Source organism: Streptosporangium carneum, from assembly GCF_027922005.1.
In the GTDB taxonomy this organism is placed as follows: domain Bacteria; phylum Actinomycetota; class Actinomycetes; order Streptosporangiales; family Streptosporangiaceae; genus Streptosporangium; species Streptosporangium carneum.
The window spans coordinates 468,524-487,137 of record NZ_BSEV01000001.1 but is presented as its reverse complement, the minus strand read 5'-3'; the positions used below and the strand labels follow the sequence as shown (position 1 = coordinate 487,137).

Genomic DNA, 18,614 nt, shown 5'->3' with positions numbered 1-18,614 from the left:
GGCGTGGAATCGTCCGTCAACGTGACCGGGGTGCCTGCCGGGGAGAGCCAATGGTCCGGGGATCCGAACGTTCCGACACGCAGAGGAATCACACTCAGAGTAATTGATCGAGGACTTTCAGTCATGACATGGTGCTTGGGACCTGATCAACTCTCCTGGGAGCCAATCATGCCTGCTCACCGTCTGCTAGCCGTCGCTCTCATCTCCACCGCGGTGGGCGCGGCAACCGCCCTGCCCGCCACCGCCTCCGCCCTCCAGCCCGCCACCGCCTCCGCTCTCCAGCCCGCCGGTCGCACCGCCCTGGCCTGGCCCCCAATGTGCATCGACGTCAGCAACAACCGTGGCAATGGCACCTTGATGTACCAGTGGCAGTGCGACAGCAACAACACCAACCAGAAGTTCGTCATCGACAACGGCCTCATCAAGGTGGAAGACACCATCGGCAGGAACCAGACGATGTGCCTGGACTCCTCCAACAACCGCACCAACGGCACCCGGGTCTACCAGTGGCAGTGCCTGGGCAACCCCAACCAGCTCTGGGTCGTCCGGAGAGGCGCGATCATCCTCAGGTCCACCCTCAACTCAGGCAACCCCCTGTGCCTGGACGTCACCAACGACCGCGGCAACGGCACCCAGGTGTACCTGTGGCAGTGCGACAGCAACAACACCAACCAGAAGTTCGTGATCAACAACGGCCAGTTCGCGATCAAGGACACCCTGTCCTGATCTCTGGTCCCACCCGGCGCCCTCCCGATGCACCGCACGACATCAGCGGCTGACAGGACAGCGACCCGGCTCCCCGGTGGGCCGGGGCTGAGACATCCGGCGGGCGGGGCGTGTCACGTCGGTCCGGAGCGACCGCCGACGCGAACGGCGGGGTGATCCGGGGAAGCCGACGCCGGGCCGGACGGGTTCTTGCTGTGACGCACTTCGAGTTCTGCGCGTACGGCCGGTTCCGCGTTCACGGACGGTGATCAGCCGAGGAACACGGATCGCGCTCCACGAGGGTGGACGCTGTCCCTGTGCCGTGCCGTGCCGAGCGATGCGTACTGCGCGCAGCAAGGTGTCAGACCGTCCCGCCCGCGCCGTGCCCCGCCCACGCGATGCCGTCCACCGCCAGCCACGGCTGGCTGACCACGGTCGCCGGAGTCACCGCGGTGAACGCCAGAACGTCCCGATGCAGATGGGACTGGTCGACGTAGCCGCTGTCCGCCGCCACCCGGGCCGCGTCTTCGCCTGCGGCCAGGCGATGGGCGGCATGGTCGAAGCGGACCAGCATCGCGGCGCGCTTGGGGGGAAGGCCGACCTGTGACCGGAACCGGGACCACAGGCGTTTGCGACTCCACCCGACCTCGGCCGCCAGGTCCTCGACCCGGACCCGGCCGCGGCTGACCATGACCCGCTCCCAGACCCAGGCCACCTCGGGGTCTACCGACGGCTCCCTTTCCGCTCGGCGGGCGAGCAACGCTTCCACCAACGCGAAACGATGCTGCCACGACGTGGCATCGCCGAGTTGCTGTCGGATTCGTGCCGCGTCCTGGCCCCACAGGTCGTCGAGGGCGACCACGGTATGGTCCAGCTCCGATGGGGAGACGTCCAGCACGGCGCGTGCGACCACCGGGGACAGGCGCACCTGCACACACTCGACGTTCTCGCCTCGCACCCGAACAGCGCTGTGCAAGAACCCGGCGACAAGGTTTCCCCGCTGCTGCCGGCCGGTGGCGGCGTCCACGACGAGCGGGCCGTTGCCGAACTCCAGAACCAGTGTGATGGCCGGGTGGGGAACCACCCGCACGTCGACCGAGCCCGTACTGCGGCTGTGGAACCCGGCCATGGTGACACCGGCTACCCGGTTGGGCCTCGGCGACCTCACGACATCCCACCCGGCCACAGTCCAATGCTCGTGCGCGGCAGGTCGCATGGCCCCATGCTAAGAGCGATCAACCGGAACATTTGTCCAATACACCGGCACGCAGTGACGGTGACAGTGGGGTCATGAGCTACAACATCATCCAGAACGCCTTCCAAGCGTTCGCCGGCAACGACCCCGACCGGATCTCCGCGGTCCTCACCGAGGACGCCGAATGGCTGTCACCCCCTGGGAACGCCACTGCCGTCGCGCTCGAGACGACCAACCACATGGTAGGCAGGAAGGCGATCGTGCACTTCTTCGTCGAGGACTTCCCCCGCCTGTTCGCGCGTGACGTCACCGTCACCTTTCACGGGTCCCACACCGACGGCGAGCGGGTGACCGTGGAGGCGACCATGACGGCGAGGCTCGCCAATGGCAATCGATACGCCAACGACTACTGTTTCGTCTTCGAACTCCGGGACGAGCTCATCCACCGGGTCCGCGAATACGTGGACACAGCCCGCGGGCACCGCATGATCTTTGGCGAAGGGTCCACAGCAACCACGGGCACAGAGGCATAGGCAAGCCAAACGAAGATCAAGGCTCAGGTGACGACCATAGCGTCCGACCTGGGCTTTTTCGTATCAGGGGAGCTGGTGGAGCCTGAACCGACGCCTGTCACCGGATCGAACGGGCTGCGCGCGCCGTTGATCATGACGGAATCGAGACCGAGGCTCCCGCCGACGCGCTCGCCCCACTCGATTCCCGAACGCAACGCCACGAACCGGGCTGGAAACCGAGCTCGCGCTGCTCAGAGCAGATCTGCCCCAGGCAGATCGTGTCGACGCCGGTCCGGACCGCCTCACATGATGGACGCATGAGCGGAGAATCAAATCTTCCACTGTTCAATGCGCAGGTAAGGCGCGAGCTCTACGAGCAGCGTGTTCTCGTTCTCGACGGCCCCCTCGACGACGACAACGGGACACTGCTGGCCACGCAACTGATAGCACTCGCCGCGCAGGACGCGTCGACGGACATCGCATTGTGGATTCACTCGCCGGGCGGGTCGGTTCCCTCGATGCTTGCGATCCGCGACATCATCCGACTCATTCCCTGTGACGTGTCGACCCTCGTGCTGGGCATTGCTTACAGCGCCGGGCAATTCTTGCTGTCATCGGGGGCCCGAGGGAAGCGCCGCGCCCTGCCGCACGCACGTGTCCTGATGCACCAGGGCTCGGCGGGAATCGGTGGCACCGCGGTCGACATCGAACTGCAGGCCGGCGACCTTCGGCATACTCGCGACACGGTGCTCGGTCTCATCGCCGAGGACACGGGGCAACCCGTCGAGCGCATATTCGAGGACTCTCTGCACGATCGTTGGTACACAGCGCAAGAGGCACTGGACTACGGCTTCATAGACGCAATCGTGCAAAACTTCGCCGAAATCGCGCCACGCAATCGCCCACGGCTCGGATTCGACGTCACCGAAGGAGCCGGCCGATGACCACGTATACGATTCCGAACGTCATCACTCAGAATTCTCGTGGCGAGCGGATCATGGATGTCTACTCGCACCTGCTCACCGAGCGAATCATCTATCTGGGCACCGCAATCGATGCGGGCGTCGCAAACGCGCTCATCGCGCAGCTGATTTTCCTGGAGTCGGACAACCCCGATGCCGAAATACAGTTCTACATCAACTGTGAAGGCGGGGATCCGAGCGCGATGCTCGCGATATATGACACCATGCGCTATATCCGCCCGCGGGTTTCGACAACCTGCGTTGGACAGGCCGTCGCGGTGGGCGCGGTCCTTCTCGCCGCGGGTGCCGAGGGAAAACGTGCCGCTCTCCCACACGCACGAGTGATCCTGCACCAACCAGCTGCTCAGGGGCGCGGAACGATCCCCGATCTCATCCTGCAAGCCGACGAGGTCGTCCGTGTCCGAGCGGACATCGAGCGCATACTGTCACGGCACACCGGCCAGACGATCGAGACCCTACGCGCCGACACCGATCACGATCGCGTGTTCACCGCGACCACGGCCTTGGAGTACGGGCTCCTCGATCAGATCATCGAGGAGCGTTCGTAGGCCGGTGGATGATCCCGGCAGGCCACGCTACGCGGCCAGAGCGTACGCCGCCGAGCAGGTAGCACCTCTCGACGCGCTGCTCTGAGCAGACCGCAGGCTCTCGGCGACGGCAAGGGTCAGATCGACCAGGGTCACATCCAGCGCGCCGGCGACCGCAGCGATCATTTCACTCGACGGCTCTTTGACGCCTCGTTCCATCTCGGAGAGATACTGCGGCGAGACTCCGGCGCGACGTGCCGTCTCGCTCAACTTCTCGCCCCGCTCGTGACGAAGGCCTCGGAGACACTCACCGAGCGCGTGCCGCCACAGCGGCTCGCGAGCCGGAGACGGCTTGGAGTCGGTCCGGTCGATCGCTGGACGTAGCGGCGGGACAGAAGAGGCCATGCCTCACCTTAGATAGACGGCGCGTTCGAGTTCGGCCGGATCTGCGCAGAGCGGAATCGTCCCGTCTCCTCCGGTCCGTCTGAGGGCGAATCACGCGCTCACCGAGTGGTCACCGTAGCGGAGATCATTCGGTGATTCCGGTGATCAGCCACAGTGTGATCGCGACCTGTATGGGTGTGGTGGCCGACCCACGACTAGGGCCAGATCGGGCCTTGGTCGGTCCAGACGACGCCCTTGTTCCGGCACAGGCAGAAGGGGTGGCCGATCGGGTCGGTGTAGATCCGCCAGCCGTAGCCGTCGGGGCCGATGAAGTCCTGCTGCAGCGTCGCGCCGAGGTCGAGGACGCGGCGCTGCTCGGACTCGATCTCGTCCACTTCGAAGTCGAGGTGGAACTGCTTGGGGTGCTCGCTGTCGGGCCACTGCGGAGCGCGGTAGTCGTCCACCCGGATGAAGGCCAGCTCGATCTCGCCGAACTTGATGCCGGCCCAGTTCTCGTGGCTGCCTTCCTTGATCGGGCGTCCCGTCACCTCAGAGTAGAAGGCCGCCAGCTTCATCGTGTCCGGGCAGTCGATGATGAAATCGGTGAGTCGCAGCACCCCGCGATCCTGTCACAAGATCTTTGATACAGGCCTTGGCCACGATGGCGAGACCCGGGCGGCCACAGGAGCCTTGCCCGAGCTGTCCTCTGTGTGGACGCGGTGGCGGCGCCGGAACCGTGCGGATCGAACGTCAGTTGATGCAGATCACCGGCGAGGGACTCGTCTTCGCCGATCTGAGGTCGAACGCGGGCAGGCGGACGACGATGATCTGGTTGACCGCCCTCAATGGCCCGGCGGCGTTCCTCGACCTACCCAATTCAAAGCCTCGGCTGCCCTCTGCCCTCCGTCTTCTCCCCATCACCGAGGCTTTCAGATCAAGATCCCAGATGACCTCGCCAAGTTGTGCCATCCTGTAGCACGCGGTGGCACATCCTTGTAAGGTCGAAGAGTGAACACTCCTCAACCTGAACCCTCCCATCAGATCTCCCAGCGCGACCTGCGTAACCGGTCAGCCGAGATCATGGATGGGCTGGAACGAGGGGAACGGTACGCCGTCACCCGAAACGGCCACCACATCGGCGACCTCGTCCCCATCCGCCGCCGACGCCGGGCCGTCTCACGAGCGGAATTCACCGCCGTGTCTCGTGGCATGCCATGGCTGGACGACCGGAAATACCGCGAGGACATGGACCGCCACGTCAACGACGAACTCTACGATCCCTATGACCGCGCTTACGGCAGAGGCGAGTTCACGGAGAACAAGGAATGACCCATGCCCAGGGGTTGCTCGACACCAACATCCTCATCCTGCGCGCCGGCATCGACCCCGACGAGCTCCCCGACGAGATGATGATCAGTGCCATCACCACCGCGGAGCTGTCAGTCGGTGTGCTGGTGGCCACTGGACCGCAGGAGCTCGCCCAACGGATGAAGATCCTGCAGACTGTCGAGGCCGAGTTCGATCCACTTCCCTTCGACGACGCCGCCGCCCGCGAGTACGGCCAACTATGGACGGCTGTCATCGCCTCAGGCCGTAAACCCCGCCCCCGTACCGCGGACCTGATGATCGCCTGCGTGGCCGTCGCGAACCGGCTGCCCCTTTACACCTGCAACCCCAAGGACTTCAAGGGCCTGAACCACCTGCTCTCCGTGGTTCCGGTCACCCGACCACGGTGGGACAGCGGATGAGCGAAAGACAGCCGAAAAGACCGGTGCCGGCTGAGTACGTAACCGTTGCCGCATTTCCGTGCCGTACGGCTCGCAAAGGGCCCTGAACGGCCCAGGCCCAGACCGGGAAACCACCCCTGGCCTGGACTTTTCTTTGGTGGAGCCTAGGAGATTCGAACTCCTGACATCCTGCTTGCAAAGCACCTCAGGTGGGGCGGGACCTCGGCGAATACCCGCCCCCACCTGCATAAACAGTCCATGGTGATCCACCGTCGTCTGTGGACGTCCGGAGCCGTTGTCACTCAGTTGGTCACTCAGAGAACCGCTCTTCGGAAGATCTCAGTTGCCGGACATCCAGCGTCTGTCGAATGGCCGCGCCCCCTACCGCCTCGTCCAGAATCATGGCCACTCAACACGTATGAGATACACCTCGCGTTGCTCGTCCAGAACCATGTACGTCGCGAGGCCCCGCTCGCCGAACGTGTGCGTAAGCATGTTGGCCTTGGGGTTGGCCGGGTTGTACGGCTGGCCGCTCCACGGTGCGACCTCAAGGAGGGTGAGCAACTCAGCGAGTGGACGTAGCGCTTCCGCCGGAATCGCAGCGATCTGCTCTTCGGCGAAGGAATCAAGCGTGATCTGGTAAACCTACAGGTCGACTCCGCGGTCACCAAGCACCTCACGCCATGGCCTTCCTGAGGGGATCGGCCCACCGGCAAGGACCTGCTCGGCCTTGGCGTGCATTCGGCGGCGGCCTTCCAGATCTCTCACCGAGTCGCACGCGGAGATCCACCAGCGATGGACGAAAGCGTTCAACGCGCCGAGATCCAAACTGACTCGAACCTCATCGAGCACCGCCTTGAGCCCTGCATCGAACGCCTCTCGGTCCTGCGCCACCCCCAAAGCGGCGCGGATGGCCCGCAGGTTCTTCTCAGGAATCGACGGACCGGACGGCACGAAGTCATCCGGCTGCGCGGTCATGCTGGACTCCTTTCCCTGCTCATAGAGCCTACAGACTCCGGTCAGAACCGCTCAGGAATCCCGTGACACGAGTCTGCAGAAGATGATGTTGACGCACTGTGACCACAGCTACATCACGCCAGTCACGTATGGGAATCGGGCACGGAGGCGGAACCAGATCGAACGAAGATCAAAACCCAGGTGACGACCATAGCGTCCGACCTGGGCTTTCTTGTGTCCAGGGAGCTGGTGGAGCCTAGGAGATTCGAACTCCTGACATCCTGCTTGCAAATCGGCCTGATCTTGGTTCATACAGGCCTTGAACTGTGCGGCGGGCTCCCTGTGAGTGACCGTGACCGGCCCCCGTTGACCGCCCTCAATGGCCCGGTGATCACGCTCACGACCTGCACGGTGCACCACGCACGACCCGTCCCCAGTCCGCCTCCATCCTCTGGCGGCTCCAGCGCGTCGCGGGCAAGCTGCTGCACCGCCAGACGAAGACGGACGCGTCCGGCCCTCGGTTTCCAGGCCCTCACGCACCACCAAGGCCGATTCCATGGATATGGCCTTGGTGGCCCGGTCAGTCCGGCTGAGGGAAATCCGGTCGACAAGGCAAGCCACAGTGCACTGGGATAGTCCGGCCCCCGCCGTACGGAGCGGGCCGATCGCAGGAGTTGCTCTTGGCAACCGTGAGAACCGCGGACACCCGCCCCACGATCAATGCCGCGCTGGTCAGGAGGCTGGTCGATACGCAGTTCCCGCAGTGGGCCGCGTTGCCTCTGAAGTTGCTCGATCCGGCCGGCTCGGACCATGTGATCTACCGGCTGGGCGAGCGGCTGTCCGTCCGGCTGCCCCGCCACGACGGCGCCATCGGGCAGGCCGAAAAGGAACTTGAGTGGCTGCCCCGGCTCGCCCCGCGACTGCCCCTGGCCGTCCCGGTACCGGTGGGAGTGGGTGAGCCCGACTTCGGCTATCCGTGGCGGTGGGCGGTGTCCCGCTGGCTGGAGGGCGAGGTGGCGACCGTCGAAGCACTGGCCGACTCGTCCGTGGCCGCCGTCCAACTGGCGGAATTCCTAACTGCCCTTCAGCAGTTCATGTCCGAGGACGTTCAGGCCATGGAGGCCCGCGAGGACCTCGCCGACCAGCCGTTGGCGGGCCGGGATCGCGCGACGCGGACCGCCATCGCAGAGGCCGACGGCGTGTTCGACACCACCGCCATGACCGAACTGTGGAACGCGGCCGTGAGCGCCCCCGGTTGGGATCGCCCTCCGGTCTGGTTCCACGGCGACTTCCACACCGGCAACCTGCTGACCGTCGACGGCCGTCTCAGCGCGGTCATCGACTTCGGCGGGCTCGGCATCGGCGATCCGGCCTGTGATCTGATCATCGCTTTCACCCTGATGTCGGCCGACAGCCGGGCCGCCTTCCGCGCCACGCTCGATGTAGACGACGCCACCTGGACCCGGGGGCGCGGCTGGGCCCTTGCCACCGGTCTGAACGCCTACACCACCTATGCAGCTGTCAACCCGAGGGTCGCCGCGCAGACCACCCGTCAGATCACCGAGGCCCTCATCGGCTAGATCAGACCTTGGTGAGAGGCGGAGCCGTAGCCGTACTCCGTACAGACATGAAAAGGCCACTTCTCGATCATGGGAGGTGGCCTTTGAGCTGGCGGGGAGCCCAGGAGGTCCGAACTCCTGACATCCTGCTTGCAAAGACGCATGCCAATCTTGCTCGACCTGCGAAGACGCAGCTCACAGCACTGATCGCATTTCCCGTGACTCCCGCTGTTCCCTCTCGTTTCCCGCCCCATCGGGCACGCGACGGGCACGGCCTGAGACCCTTGCGCGGACGCGCACACCCGCCCGCCTGATCATCCCGGAGCCGGAGTGCCCCCGCCGGAGGCGCTGCTTCTCCTGTTGATCCCGCCGTGGCTCGGTCGTGGCTGTGTCCGCAGGGTCAGTACATCATCGTTGGCCTGCTTTGGTGTATGTACGTGTGCGGTCGTACGGCCTGAAGCCGAGGCCGCGGTAGAGGTGCTGGGGGATTGGATAGGCGGGATCCCCGCGAGGATAGACGATCGCGGTGGTCGCCCCGAGATCCTTGAGAGCATGGAGGGCGGCGAGGCATACGGCGTGGGACAGGCCGAGGCGGCGGAACTCGGGATGAGTGCCGACGGGTTCGATGAGGCCGACCTTGTTGGCGTCGTCGAGCCAGATCAGGCAGTTCGCGGCGAAGCTCCCGTCGGCAGCCTCGACGATCCAGTCCAGGTCGGAGCGGTAAGGCCATGAGGCCATGACGGCTCGATAGGAGTCGGTGGTGACATGGGTTGAGTTCCATGCCGCCTGGTGCACGGCCACGCGCTGGTCCAGGTCGGCCTCATCGTCGACGACGCGTGCGGTGAACCCTTCCGGCAGCACAACTGCGGGCAGATCGGTCAGATCCCGCATGTGGTAGGCGAAGTAGGGGCCGCTCTCTCGTCGTCGGTATCCATGGCGGAGCAGAGCCGTCTGTACTTCCTCTTGGCTGTCCAGCGAGTTGATCTCGCAGGGGTTGCCGGCGGCGAGGTCGTCGAGCCAGTCGAGGACCTCGTCGAGCAGTTGGGGATGGGCGGGATCGACCTGGAGTTTGAGGTCGTCGGGGAACTGTGCCCAGCCCCATGCGATCACACGGCCGTGGTCCTCCCAGAGAGCGATGGGCCAGTCGGCTTGGTCGGGCGTGTACATGAAGCGGCCCCACGCCAGATCGCCCACGTGGTGTGGACTTGCGGGCGACCATAAGCGCTGCGTGAGTTCCTGCATCGCCCGCAGATCGGGAGCACCACCGTATTGACGCATTGTCGTCGCCATAGTTGATCATTCTGCCTCGCGGAATGCATGGGACGCGGCCGGTACGACGTTCGGCGGTAGCAGGTTGATGTCATGCGCTTGGGCGGTGGGCAATGGGCGGGGCCGAGTCGCCGGCGGCCGGGACCGGCCCCCAGGCCGTATGCCTGGCCGCCGAGCGGGCGAGGACCGCGAGGCGGCGCGGAGCGTCGCCGCCTTGACGGCTTCGCCCATGGGGCACTCAAGGAGGGATCGGGCACTCAACGGGCACGGAGGCGAAACGGGGCTTGATGAAGATCAGGACCCAGGTGACGACTGTAACGTCCGACCTGGGCTTTTTCGTGTCGGGGAGCCGGTGGAGCCCAGGAGATTCGAACTCCTGACATCCTGCTTGCGAATCGGTCTGATCTTGGACTGTACGGGCTCTGAGCTGGGCGGCGGACTCCCCGCGAGTGACCGTGACTGACCGCTGTTGACCGCCCTTAATGGCCCGCTGATGGCCCGACGATCAGCGCCGTGAGCTGGTCTTCCCCGCGCGACGCGCACACCCCGCCCGCCTGATCATCCCGGCCCCTGAGGCCCCCGCCGGGGGCATAACGGTGTCCGGTGGTAATCGCCGACATTACAGCGCCGTAGATAGGGAGTCTGGACGACTCCCATAAGTCCCATGACGAGCGGGTTGCGGATGCCCTACCGTCCCTGGAGCGCCAGTAGGGCCTGCTCCTCCTCCGGAGAGAAACCATTCCGCAGGGGAGGCTCTCCGCGCTCACGGTCCCAGGACAAGACGTCAGCCACCGTCACCTCCAGCGGAGTCGCGGGCATTCCCGCCGCACGGGCCCGTGCCGAGCTGCGCTGCTGCGTCGGCCAGTTCGTCCGCACCAGCGGAAACAGCGGTGGCGCCGCGTCGGGCGACACCGGCACGATCTCGACTTCAGTGCCCGCCACCCGCGCGCAGGTCTCGATGAGCGCCCCGAGCGTGGTCGGCTCAGCAGGTCCCACCGCGTTGAACGCGCCGGGGCGCTCATCAACGAGCAACCGCACCACCAGGCGGGCCAGGTCGCGCGAGTCGATGATCTGCACCGGCTGCTCGGGGTCTGCGGGCAGCGCCACCCGCCCGCCGTACGAGGCCCGCCGTACCCAGTACGGGAACATGTCCGATGGGTCGTGTGGCCCGACGACCTTTCCCGGCCGCACGATCGTTGCCCGCGAGCCGTACCGGGCCACCACGTCGTCCTCACATGCCGCCTTGAGCGGACCGTAGGTGTCGTCATCGCGCTCCTCGGTGTCGCGCACTACCGGCCGACGTGGAGTGTCCTCATCCGAGCCTGGCCCCACGCCCGTACGTTGGTACACCATGTGGCTTGAGATGAACAGATATCGGCCCACCCGGTCCCGGAGCGCGTCCATCGACTGCGCGACGTGGCGCGGTACGTAACCGCTGACGTCCACCACCGCGTCCCATGTGCCATCGTGCAGTGCCGCGTAGTCGCCGGTGTCACGGTCGCCGATGAGCCGGGACAGCAGGGGGAACAAGTCGGTCCCGGTCCTGCCTCGACCGAACAAGGTCACCTCGGCACCGGCATGCAGAGCGTCCTCTACGATGGCGCGACCCACAAATGATGTACCGCCAAGAACAAGAATCCGCATGGTCAACGACATTACTAAGAGAAACCACGCAGGGCCCGAGGAACTGGTCAAGGTGGAGCGCCCGCAGGCACAGCCGAAGACCCGTTCGGAGTGGCGCGGCCGACAGAGTGCCGTAGGCACCCGAAGGTCAGCTCATATACCACTTCGCTGGACGTGACCCGGCAGCGCGAAACCACCACTCAAGGCGGGCTAATAGCCTGAGGGAGCTGAGCGAAGATCGCGTGAGGGGTGTTTGCGCTGGTGGAGCCTAGGAGATTCGAACTCCTGACATCCTGCTTGCAAAGCAGGCGCTCTGCCAACTGAGCTAAGGCCCCGAGATCAAGTCGCCGGCATGCGTGGAAGAACGCGCTCGCGACCTGCTTCAGTCGTACACCGTAGCAACAGGACCCCCTCTCGCGCCACTCGGCTTCCGCTGTCCGGTGGTCACGAGGAGACCGCGGACGTGCCAGGGAGTGGACTGTATTTCAGGCTTTGTTGCCTTTGGTGTCCTTGTTGAGGTCTGAGGACCTTCCGAGGTGACGGCCTCAGCCCGGGCGAGTCGCGTGCGGCGGAGGGGCGGTCAAGCCGCTTCCTGTCTGGAGACAGAGCAGGCTTCCCTGGGGGCATTGGGCCGGGGGGCGTGCCGATGGGGTTACCGGTCGCGGAAGGCGGGCGTGCTGTCCGCTGTGGCGGCCGGAGGTTCGCATCGGGGGGATGACAGCCCTTGGAACAGGGCAGACGCCCCCCGGAGGACATGCGGTCGCCGTGCCACGCCGAGGGATGCGCTCAGTGGGCGGAGGCGCCTACGGGGGTTTCGATCGGGCTGCCGTCCAGCACCAGGCTGGGCAGGTCGGTGATGGAGTCCAGGATGTGGGTGGCGCCGCCCTTGAGGAGGCGTTCCCGGCTGTGGACTCCGTTCAGGACTCCGGCGACCACCGACGCGCCGGCTCGGCGTCCGCAGAGCATGTCGCTCTCCGAGTCTCCGGCCACCGCGACCTGGCGGACGTCCTGGACGCCGAGGCGCAGGACCGCGGCCAGCACCATGTCGGGCATCGGACGGCCACGGCCCGCGTCTTCCGGGCAGAGGGCGAGGTCGATCCTGTCGGACCAGCTCAGGGCCGCCAGGACGCGGCTGAGTGCGGTCCGGCTGAAGCCGGTGATCAGGCAGACCTTGACGCCGCCGTCACGGAGCTTGTCCAGGGTCTCCACGGTGCCGGGCATCGGGATGAGGCCGGAGCGTCCGATCGCGCCCTCGTAGGAGCGTTCGAAGGTCAGGTTCGCCGCCTGGGCCTGGGCCTCGTTGTCGGGGAAGATGCCCCGGAAGACGTCGATCGTCGAGCAGCCCCGGGACCGGTGCACGTGCACCATGGCACGTGCGTACGCACCGGTCCCGGGCACGATGCCCTGCGTGGCGATCGCCTCGGCGAACGCCCGTTCGACCATGGCGATATCACCGATCGTGGTGCCTGCCAGATCCAGACAGGCAAGCCTGATGGGTGTTACTCCCCCATCTTGGGCAAGGACCATGAAAGCACCCGAATCGGTAGCCGCGTTGTTCAGTTCTCGCTGCCGGTGGCCTCAGTCCACAGATCGAGCTCGGCTCGGTCCGCCTGCACCTTGCGCCAGATCAGCAGTCCCCCAAGCGCGACGAGCGCCAGAACGAGCAGCTTCTTCACGGTGTGACCCCACTTCTTGACGGTCTCACCTGCCGGGGTGAGACAACGCCCGGTTCCAACGTTTCCCTGCAGCCTAGCAAGGGATCGGGCCATGATCCGGTCCGGGCGACAAGCCGAAACGGCCAATCTCCACCAACCGGCTGATTCTAATCATCCTGCTGTACGGCCCGCATCCAAACAGCCGCAATACGCGACGAGTCGGGCTTCGAGCCATACCCGCTTCACGATAGCCCGCGAAAGAGGCCGATGGCGCCTGCCCTCGAGGGAAGATCGGCGGGCGGCAACGCCGCACATCCCCTCCACACCCTTCTGACCAGGCATTACATCCGTTCAGGTGCGATTACCGTGATTACGCGGAAGGCCGAACAGACTGAAAGTGCCGAAAGGGCGAACGGAATGAAACGCCCGATCAGGCCGTCTTCCCAACGGCTACGACGGCTATGGCTTGGGCCTCTCGCGTGCCGTCTGTCCCCTGGGACGGGTCAGCGCGTCGCGCCCTCGGTGCACGATGGCCCTCACCGCTTTGAGGTCCTTGTCGTCCTTCGCCGCCGCGAGCGCCACCTTGGCGGCGTCGTAGGCGTCGAGGGCCTCGTGCCAGGCGTCCGCCTCGGCCTCCGCCCCCTCCTGGTCCAGGAGGTCGATCTCCTCGCCCAGCGAGGTCACCTCCTCCTCGGCCCGCAGCCTGGAGGCCTCGAACCGGACCTGAGACTCCGCGGCCGAACGTCTGGCCGCCCGCCTGCCCCGCAGGATCCTCAGCGCCACCCTGACGGCGACGAAGGCCGCGACCAGACCGGCCAGCCAGAGGACGACGATCCAGCCGACCGCCATCCTGCTCGTCGAACCCGAGAGGTCGGCGTCCCGCGCGCGGTCCGTCGCCGCGTCGGTGACGTCGGCGCCCTTGAAGGTCGCGCCCTTGAGACGTGTGAAGGTCAGGTCGGCGCCGATCAGCGCGGCGTCGCGGAAGACCGCGTCGAAGAACTGGCCGCTGCTCAGGTCGGCGTGATCCATCCGGGCCTTGGTGAAGTCGGCCCGGTCGCCCTTGGCACTGCCGAAACGGGCGTCGCGGAGGTCGGCGCCGACGAACCTGGCTCCCCTGAGCTCGGCGCTGCCGAAGTTCGCCCTGGACAGGTGGGCGGAACCGAGGTCGGCCCCGCTCAGGTCGGCGCTGCCGAACTCCGCGCCGACGAGACGGGCGCCCCGCAGGTCGGCTCCCTTGAGGGAGCGGAACCTGGTTCCGGTGAGCGAGGCTCCGCGTAGGATCGCGCGGTCGAGCCGTACGGAGCTCAGGTCGACCCCGTCCAGCTTGGCGCCGGTCAGGTCGGCGCAGCTCAGATCGTCGGGAAACTCCCTGACCTCGGTGAGGTCGCGGCCCGCGTACTTCTGGCCGCTGCCGGGCTCGCATCCGGGAGCGGGAGCGGGCAGTTCCTTGGGCACGCCCGTGCTGCCGGAGAGGTCGAGCCCCATGGCGTCGCGCAGGTCGGCCTCGGTGACGTCGGCCCCCTGGAAGGTCGCCCCGTCCGCGGCCGTGGAGTAGAGCTCCGCGCCCGCCAGGTCGGCGTCCGTGAGCACCGTCTTGATCATGATCGAGTTGTAGAGCCGGGCCTTGCCCGCCTTCACCCGGGTGAGGTCGGCACGGCGCAGGTCCGCGTAGTAGGCGTCGGCTTCTCGCAGGTCCACGCCCACGAGCTTGGCGTCGTCGAACTGGGCGTAGTACGCCTCGGCCCGGACCATCGTGGCCCCGGAGAGGTCGGCCCCCTCCAGATGGGAGTGCTGGAGCGTGGCGTCGTCGAGGATCGCCTCGCGAAGGTCGGCCCCTCGAAGGTCGGCGTTGGGGAAGGACGCCTCGGTGAGATCGGCCTCGCGCAGGTCCGCGCCCGCCAGCTTCGCGTCGTACAGCTCCGCCCCCTTGAGGGAGGCGCCCCTGAGGTCGGCCCGCGTGAGCGTGCTGCGCACCCTCACGCCGTCCAGCTTGGCGCCGTGGAGGTCGGCGCAGGTGAGGTCGGCGGGCAGGGCGACCCTGGTGAGGTCCTTGCCTGCCAGCTTCGGCCCGCTTCCCGGCGCGCACGCGGCCTCGGCCGGTGCCAGGGGAGCCGACAGCGTGGCCGCCAGAATCGCCGCGGAGGCGAGCACGCGGGAAAGAACAGGCATCTCCACTCACTTCTCCCCCGAGACGCCTGAATCCTAGCGGAGACGGGCAGAGAGACCCGGGGTGGTCAGGAGTCCTTGATGAGGTCGGCGTATTCGGGGTGCCGCCTGATCCATCCTCCGACGAACGGGCAGCGCGGGACGATCCGGACGCCTTCGGCACGGGCCGCGTCCAGGGCGGTGCGGGCGAGCGCCCCGCCGACTCCCTTGCCTTCGAACTCCGGGTCGACCTCGGTGTGGATGTAGACGATGACGCCGTCACGTCGGGCGAACTCCAGCTTGCCCGCGTGCTTGCCGTCCACCTCCGCCTCGTAGAAGTCACCGGTGGGCGAGAGCTTGACGTCGATGTGCACGGGAGCCTCCTTCGTCGGGCCGCCGGTCGGCGACGTATCGATCAGCCGATCCTCGGGAGGATTCATTCCCCGGGCGCGCCTCGCGGGTGTCCCGGGGCGGCGGGGCACGGATGAGCGGTGACACCTCACCCGTGAACAGGTGCTTAAAAGGTACTCAACGAGATTTCGGCGGGTCGGTAAACTGAGGTCCATCACGGTGATGTCGACCATGGCACATCGCGAGACGGTCGGCGCCCTCGCGTCGGCGCCCTCGCGCCGGCTCCCTCGCGTCGGCGCCCTCGTGGAGGACTCGAGATTGCGGGTGAACGACGTCGGCATTCAGCGAAGTGCTCCGGCTTCCGGGGCGGTGCGCCTGACAGCACCGCGACGCCGTCGCCCCTCGGCCCCGCCGTACGGCGGCGCGCCGCGCCTTTCCCGCCCCTTTCTCCCACCCGACCGTTTGCAGAGGTAGCCCCGTGACCGCCGTCGTCCATGTCACCGCCGTCCCCGACGACACCCTGGAGCAGGTGTCCGTCCTCGCCCTGTCCGGGGAGCTCGACTACACCAACGCCGAGCGGTTCCGTCACGATCTGCACGAGGCCGTCGGCCCGGAGCCGCGTGACCTGGTCATCGACCTGACAGACCTGAGCTTCTGCGACTCCACCGGCATCCAGGTGTTCCTGGCCGTCCGCAAACTCGTCCACGACCGGGGGTGCGGGATCGCGCTGGCCAACCCTCACCATCGCCTGGAAAGGCTCTTCCATCTGACCGGGCTCACCCAGGCCTTCGGCATCCGGCCCACCGTCGCCGAAGCGGTCGAGTCCCTGAGGTCTCGCCGGTCGCCGCTGCAGTGATCGCGGCCGCCCACGTGGATCTCCGGTGTCCGCTCGGTCGTAAGTTGGCAACGACCGGGCAGATGTCTAGCATCATGGAACTCGTCAGCAACGCCCTGATTCTGGAGCGGGTGAACCCGCTCTCCCGGCGACTGCCAGACAAGGCGATGTCAAGGGGGGTGCCGTGACCGGCGACCACGGTCAGCAGTGGCCGATCGACGACGATCTCAGCGCTCTGCGAGACCGGCTCCTCCGGCACGCGACCCTGGCGGGCATGCGAGGCACCCGTCTGGACGACCTGCTGATCGCCGTCAACGAGGCCGTCATCAACGTCCTCGAGCACGGCGGCGGCCAGGGCACGGTGAGCGTCTGGCATGACGACGTCCGCATCACCGTGGACATCGTCGACACCGTGGGCCATCTCACTCCTCATGACGTCCCGAGGCAACGGCCCGCGGGCACCGTACGGGGGTTCGGCCTGTGGCTGATGAGCCAGCTGTGCGACGAGTTCACCATCCATCAGGCCTCCGGCGGATCACGGGTTCGCCTGCGGATGTGCCTGAATCCCGTCCCCGCCCTGCAGGGCCGCAGGACCGAAGGGTCGTAGGACCGGTAGGACTCCGCCCTGCGGGAACCGTGACGCGCAGGACACGACATGGGGCCGTTGCGCACAGGACGGCATGGGACTTCCTCTACGGGGGCGACCCGGGGGCGACCCGGGGGCGACCCGGGGGCGACCCGGGGGCGACCCGGGGGCGACCCGTCAGGACTCCGCCCCGTAGGACCTCGCTCCGGGGCGCGGCCCGGGGCCGTGGGGTCTCTCGGTGATCCTCGCCCGTGGGTCCCCGCTCCGTGGAACCTCACCGCGCGTCCGACGCCTCCTCCGCCCGCGAACACTTCGCCGGATACGAAGCTTTGCTTCACGCGGGGATCGATTCGCAGGTCAGCGGGGGATCACCTGCGTATCGTCAGCGCGTGAGGGGGAGTCGATGAGCCGTCTCAGGGGGATCTGCATCGTTGTGACGACCGCGGCGACGGGCGCCGCACTGGCTGGTTGCATGGGACAGGAAGAGGCGGGGGACAAGGACCCAGCCGCGGTCGCCGCGGCCGCGAAGGCGTCGGCCGCCTCCGCGGAGGCGCGGAAGGCGGCCTCGACCAAGTCCAGAACGGCCGCGGCGGCGCAGGTTCACGCCAACGAGCTGGGGCAGATCCCCGTGCTCATGTACCACCGGGTGATCGACAAGCCCACGACCCAGGATGACCGCACTCCCCAGCAGTTCCGCACGGAGCTGGAACGGCTGGCCAAGGAGAACTACGTCCCGATCACGGCGGCCGAGTACGTCACCGGGCGCATCGACATCCCCGCGGGACGGCACCCTGTCGTCCTCACCTTCGACGACTCGTCACCCTCGCAGCTGGACCTGGACGGGATGGGGACCCCCAAGCCGGGCACCGCCGTCGCCATCCTCCAGGACGTCGCCAAACGGCATCCGGGGTTCAGGCCCGTGGCCACGCTCTACGTGACGCGTGACATGTTCGGAAAGGCGACGCCCGAGGAGCAGGCGCAGATGCTGACGTGGCTCCGCGACAAGGGGTTCGACATCGGCAACCACACCAAGGACCACCTGAGCCTGGGAGGAAAGTCGCAGGCCCAGGTCGCCGCCGAGGTCGCCGCCGGGCACAGGCTCATCACCGGTCTGATCGCCTCGGCCCCGATCACCCTGGCGCTGCCGTACGGCAACCAGCCCAGCACCAAGGAGTGGGGCCTCAAGGGCTCCTCCGAGGGCGTCTCCTACGACTACGGCGGGGTGTTCCTGGCCGGGTACACCCCGGCGGAGTCGCCGTTCAGCAAGAAGTTCAATCCGGTCGGCATCCCGAGGATCCGTTCGATGGACAAGACCGGCGACTGCGCGAAATTCTGCTCGACCGCCTGGCTCGACTGGCTGCAGGCGCACAGTGACGAGCGCTACACCTCGGACGGTGACGTGAAGACGGTCGCCTTCCCGAAGTTCAAGGCGCCTTTCGTGACGAAGCGGTTCAGCGACCGCTCGCTGCCGTACTGACCTGGGGAGCCACCGCCGTACCGGCTCCGGGACCGGTGACGGGAACGGCTCCATCGGTCTCGGGCGGCCTTCTCGGGCCGGCCAGAGCCACCGACCGGTGAAGGCCACCGGCCGGTGAGGGCCG

The 18,614-nt window shown here is 66.8% G+C and carries 21 protein-coding genes and 1 tRNA gene; 10 read left to right on the top strand and 12 right to left on the bottom strand.

The genetic code is table 11. From position 1 onward, the window contains the following. Nucleotides 1–168: 168 nt before the first annotated feature. The gene (locus PKF00_RS02295) at nucleotides 169–726 is read left to right on the top strand and encodes an RICIN domain-containing protein (protein WP_271215630.1); all 558 of its coding nucleotides are present in this window, start codon (nucleotides 169–171) and stop codon (nucleotides 724–726) included. 340 nt (nucleotides 727–1,066) lie between these two features. Here PKF00_RS02295 and PKF00_RS02290 read toward each other — a convergent pair whose 3' ends face one another. Beyond that, nucleotides 1,067–1,873, bottom strand: a complete 807-nt coding sequence (locus PKF00_RS02290; RefSeq protein ID WP_271215629.1) for a helix-turn-helix domain-containing protein — start codon at nucleotides 1,871–1,873, stop codon at nucleotides 1,067–1,069. A gap of 122 nt (nucleotides 1,874–1,995) precedes the next feature. On the opposite strand from PKF00_RS02290, the gene PKF00_RS02285 reads away from it, so the two are divergent. From PKF00_RS02285 to PKF00_RS02275, 3 genes are all read left to right on the top strand, one after another. Next, nucleotides 1,996–2,433 carry a nuclear transport factor 2 family protein gene (locus PKF00_RS02285; RefSeq protein WP_271215628.1) on the top strand — a complete coding sequence of 146 codons (438 nt, stop codon included), beginning with the start codon at nucleotides 1,996–1,998 and terminating at the stop codon, nucleotides 2,431–2,433. A gap of 296 nt (nucleotides 2,434–2,729) precedes the next feature. Then, on the top strand, nucleotides 2,730–3,356 hold the full coding sequence (locus PKF00_RS02280; RefSeq protein WP_271215627.1) for a ClpP family protease: 627 nt from the start codon (nucleotides 2,730–2,732) through the stop codon (nucleotides 3,354–3,356). Beyond that, nucleotides 3,353–3,943 carry a ClpP family protease gene (locus tag PKF00_RS02275; protein WP_271215626.1) on the top strand — a complete coding sequence of 197 codons (591 nt, stop codon included), beginning with the start codon at nucleotides 3,353–3,355 and terminating at the stop codon, nucleotides 3,941–3,943. The genes PKF00_RS02280 and PKF00_RS02275 overlap by 4 nt, the downstream gene beginning before the upstream one ends. Before the next feature lie 27 nt (nucleotides 3,944–3,970). Here the strand turns inward: PKF00_RS02275 and PKF00_RS02270 are convergent, their stop codons facing one another. After that, nucleotides 3,971–4,327 (bottom strand): helix-turn-helix domain-containing protein, encoded by a 357-nt coding sequence (locus PKF00_RS02270; protein WP_271215625.1) that lies wholly within the window; start codon nucleotides 4,325–4,327, stop codon nucleotides 3,971–3,973. Between the two features lie 194 nt (nucleotides 4,328–4,521). Further along, entirely contained in the window at nucleotides 4,522–4,923 is a 402-nt protein-coding gene (locus PKF00_RS02265; RefSeq protein ID WP_271215624.1) for a VOC family protein, read from the bottom strand. Between the two features lie 391 nt (nucleotides 4,924–5,314). Between PKF00_RS02265 and PKF00_RS02260 the strand changes: the two genes are divergently transcribed. Together PKF00_RS02260 and PKF00_RS02255 are read left to right on the top strand one after the other, a co-directional pair. Further along, the gene (locus tag PKF00_RS02260; RefSeq protein ID WP_271215623.1) at nucleotides 5,315–5,635 is read left to right on the top strand and encodes a type II toxin-antitoxin system Phd/YefM family antitoxin; all 321 of its coding nucleotides are present in this window, start codon (nucleotides 5,315–5,317) and stop codon (nucleotides 5,633–5,635) included. After that, nucleotides 5,632–6,054 (top strand): type II toxin-antitoxin system VapC family toxin, encoded by a 423-nt coding sequence (locus PKF00_RS02255; RefSeq protein ID WP_271215622.1) that lies wholly within the window; start codon nucleotides 5,632–5,634, stop codon nucleotides 6,052–6,054. The genes PKF00_RS02260 and PKF00_RS02255 overlap by 4 nt, the downstream gene beginning before the upstream one ends. Before the next feature lie 378 nt (nucleotides 6,055–6,432). Here PKF00_RS02255 and PKF00_RS02250 read toward each other — a convergent pair whose 3' ends face one another. Together PKF00_RS02250 and PKF00_RS02245 are read right to left on the bottom strand one after the other, a co-directional pair. Further along, entirely contained in the window at nucleotides 6,433–6,597 is a 165-nt protein-coding gene (locus PKF00_RS02250) for a hypothetical protein (RefSeq protein ID WP_271215621.1), read from the bottom strand. Between the two features lie 81 nt (nucleotides 6,598–6,678). After that, the gene (locus PKF00_RS02245; protein ID WP_271215620.1) at nucleotides 6,679–7,011 is read right to left on the bottom strand and encodes a DUF6247 family protein; all 333 of its coding nucleotides are present in this window, start codon (nucleotides 7,009–7,011) and stop codon (nucleotides 6,679–6,681) included. 668 nt (nucleotides 7,012–7,679) lie between these two features. Between PKF00_RS02245 and PKF00_RS02240 the strand changes: the two genes are divergently transcribed. Further along, the gene (locus PKF00_RS02240) at nucleotides 7,680–8,570 is read left to right on the top strand and encodes an aminoglycoside phosphotransferase family protein (protein ID WP_271216342.1); all 891 of its coding nucleotides are present in this window, start codon (nucleotides 7,680–7,682) and stop codon (nucleotides 8,568–8,570) included. Between the two features lie 387 nt (nucleotides 8,571–8,957). Here the strand turns inward: PKF00_RS02240 and PKF00_RS02235 are convergent, their stop codons facing one another. From PKF00_RS02235 to PKF00_RS02205, 7 genes are all read right to left on the bottom strand, one after another. Then, nucleotides 8,958–9,839, bottom strand: a complete 882-nt coding sequence (locus PKF00_RS02235; RefSeq protein ID WP_271215619.1) for a GNAT family N-acetyltransferase — start codon at nucleotides 9,837–9,839, stop codon at nucleotides 8,958–8,960. Nucleotides 9,840–10,505: 666 nt separating this feature from the next. Next, on the bottom strand, nucleotides 10,506–11,474 hold the full coding sequence (locus PKF00_RS02230; RefSeq protein ID WP_271215618.1) for an NAD-dependent epimerase/dehydratase family protein: 969 nt from the start codon (nucleotides 11,472–11,474) through the stop codon (nucleotides 10,506–10,508). Nucleotides 11,475–11,700: 226 nt separating this feature from the next. Further along, nucleotides 11,701–11,776, bottom strand: a tRNA-Ala gene (locus PKF00_RS02225). 451 nt (nucleotides 11,777–12,227) lie between these two features. Then, nucleotides 12,228–12,968 carry an HAD-IA family hydrolase gene (locus PKF00_RS02220; RefSeq protein WP_344925742.1) on the bottom strand — a complete coding sequence of 247 codons (741 nt, stop codon included), beginning with the start codon at nucleotides 12,966–12,968 and terminating at the stop codon, nucleotides 12,228–12,230. 29 nt (nucleotides 12,969–12,997) lie between these two features. Then, the gene (locus PKF00_RS02215) at nucleotides 12,998–13,117 is read right to left on the bottom strand and encodes a DLW-39 family protein (RefSeq protein ID WP_013130296.1); all 120 of its coding nucleotides are present in this window, start codon (nucleotides 13,115–13,117) and stop codon (nucleotides 12,998–13,000) included. A 438-nt stretch (nucleotides 13,118–13,555) separates the two neighbouring features. Continuing rightward, the gene (locus PKF00_RS02210) at nucleotides 13,556–15,265 is read right to left on the bottom strand and encodes a pentapeptide repeat-containing protein (RefSeq protein ID WP_271215616.1); all 1,710 of its coding nucleotides are present in this window, start codon (nucleotides 15,263–15,265) and stop codon (nucleotides 13,556–13,558) included. A 65-nt stretch (nucleotides 15,266–15,330) separates the two neighbouring features. Continuing rightward, on the bottom strand, nucleotides 15,331–15,615 hold the full coding sequence (locus tag PKF00_RS02205; RefSeq protein ID WP_271215615.1) for a GNAT family N-acetyltransferase: 285 nt from the start codon (nucleotides 15,613–15,615) through the stop codon (nucleotides 15,331–15,333). 455 nt (nucleotides 15,616–16,070) lie between these two features. Here PKF00_RS02205 and PKF00_RS02200 point away from each other — a divergent pair, with 455 nt between their 5' ends. From PKF00_RS02200 to PKF00_RS02190, 3 genes are all read left to right on the top strand, one after another. Beyond that, the gene (locus PKF00_RS02200; RefSeq protein WP_271215614.1) at nucleotides 16,071–16,448 is read left to right on the top strand and encodes an STAS domain-containing protein; all 378 of its coding nucleotides are present in this window, start codon (nucleotides 16,071–16,073) and stop codon (nucleotides 16,446–16,448) included. Between the two features lie 163 nt (nucleotides 16,449–16,611). Then, a complete protein-coding gene (locus PKF00_RS02195) occupies nucleotides 16,612–17,034 on the top strand; it encodes an ATP-binding protein (protein ID WP_271215613.1) in 423 nt (140 codons plus the stop codon). A gap of 382 nt (nucleotides 17,035–17,416) precedes the next feature. Next, entirely contained in the window at nucleotides 17,417–18,490 is a 1,074-nt protein-coding gene (locus tag PKF00_RS02190) for a polysaccharide deacetylase family protein (protein ID WP_271215612.1), read from the top strand. Nucleotides 18,491–18,614 lie beyond the last annotated feature (124 nt).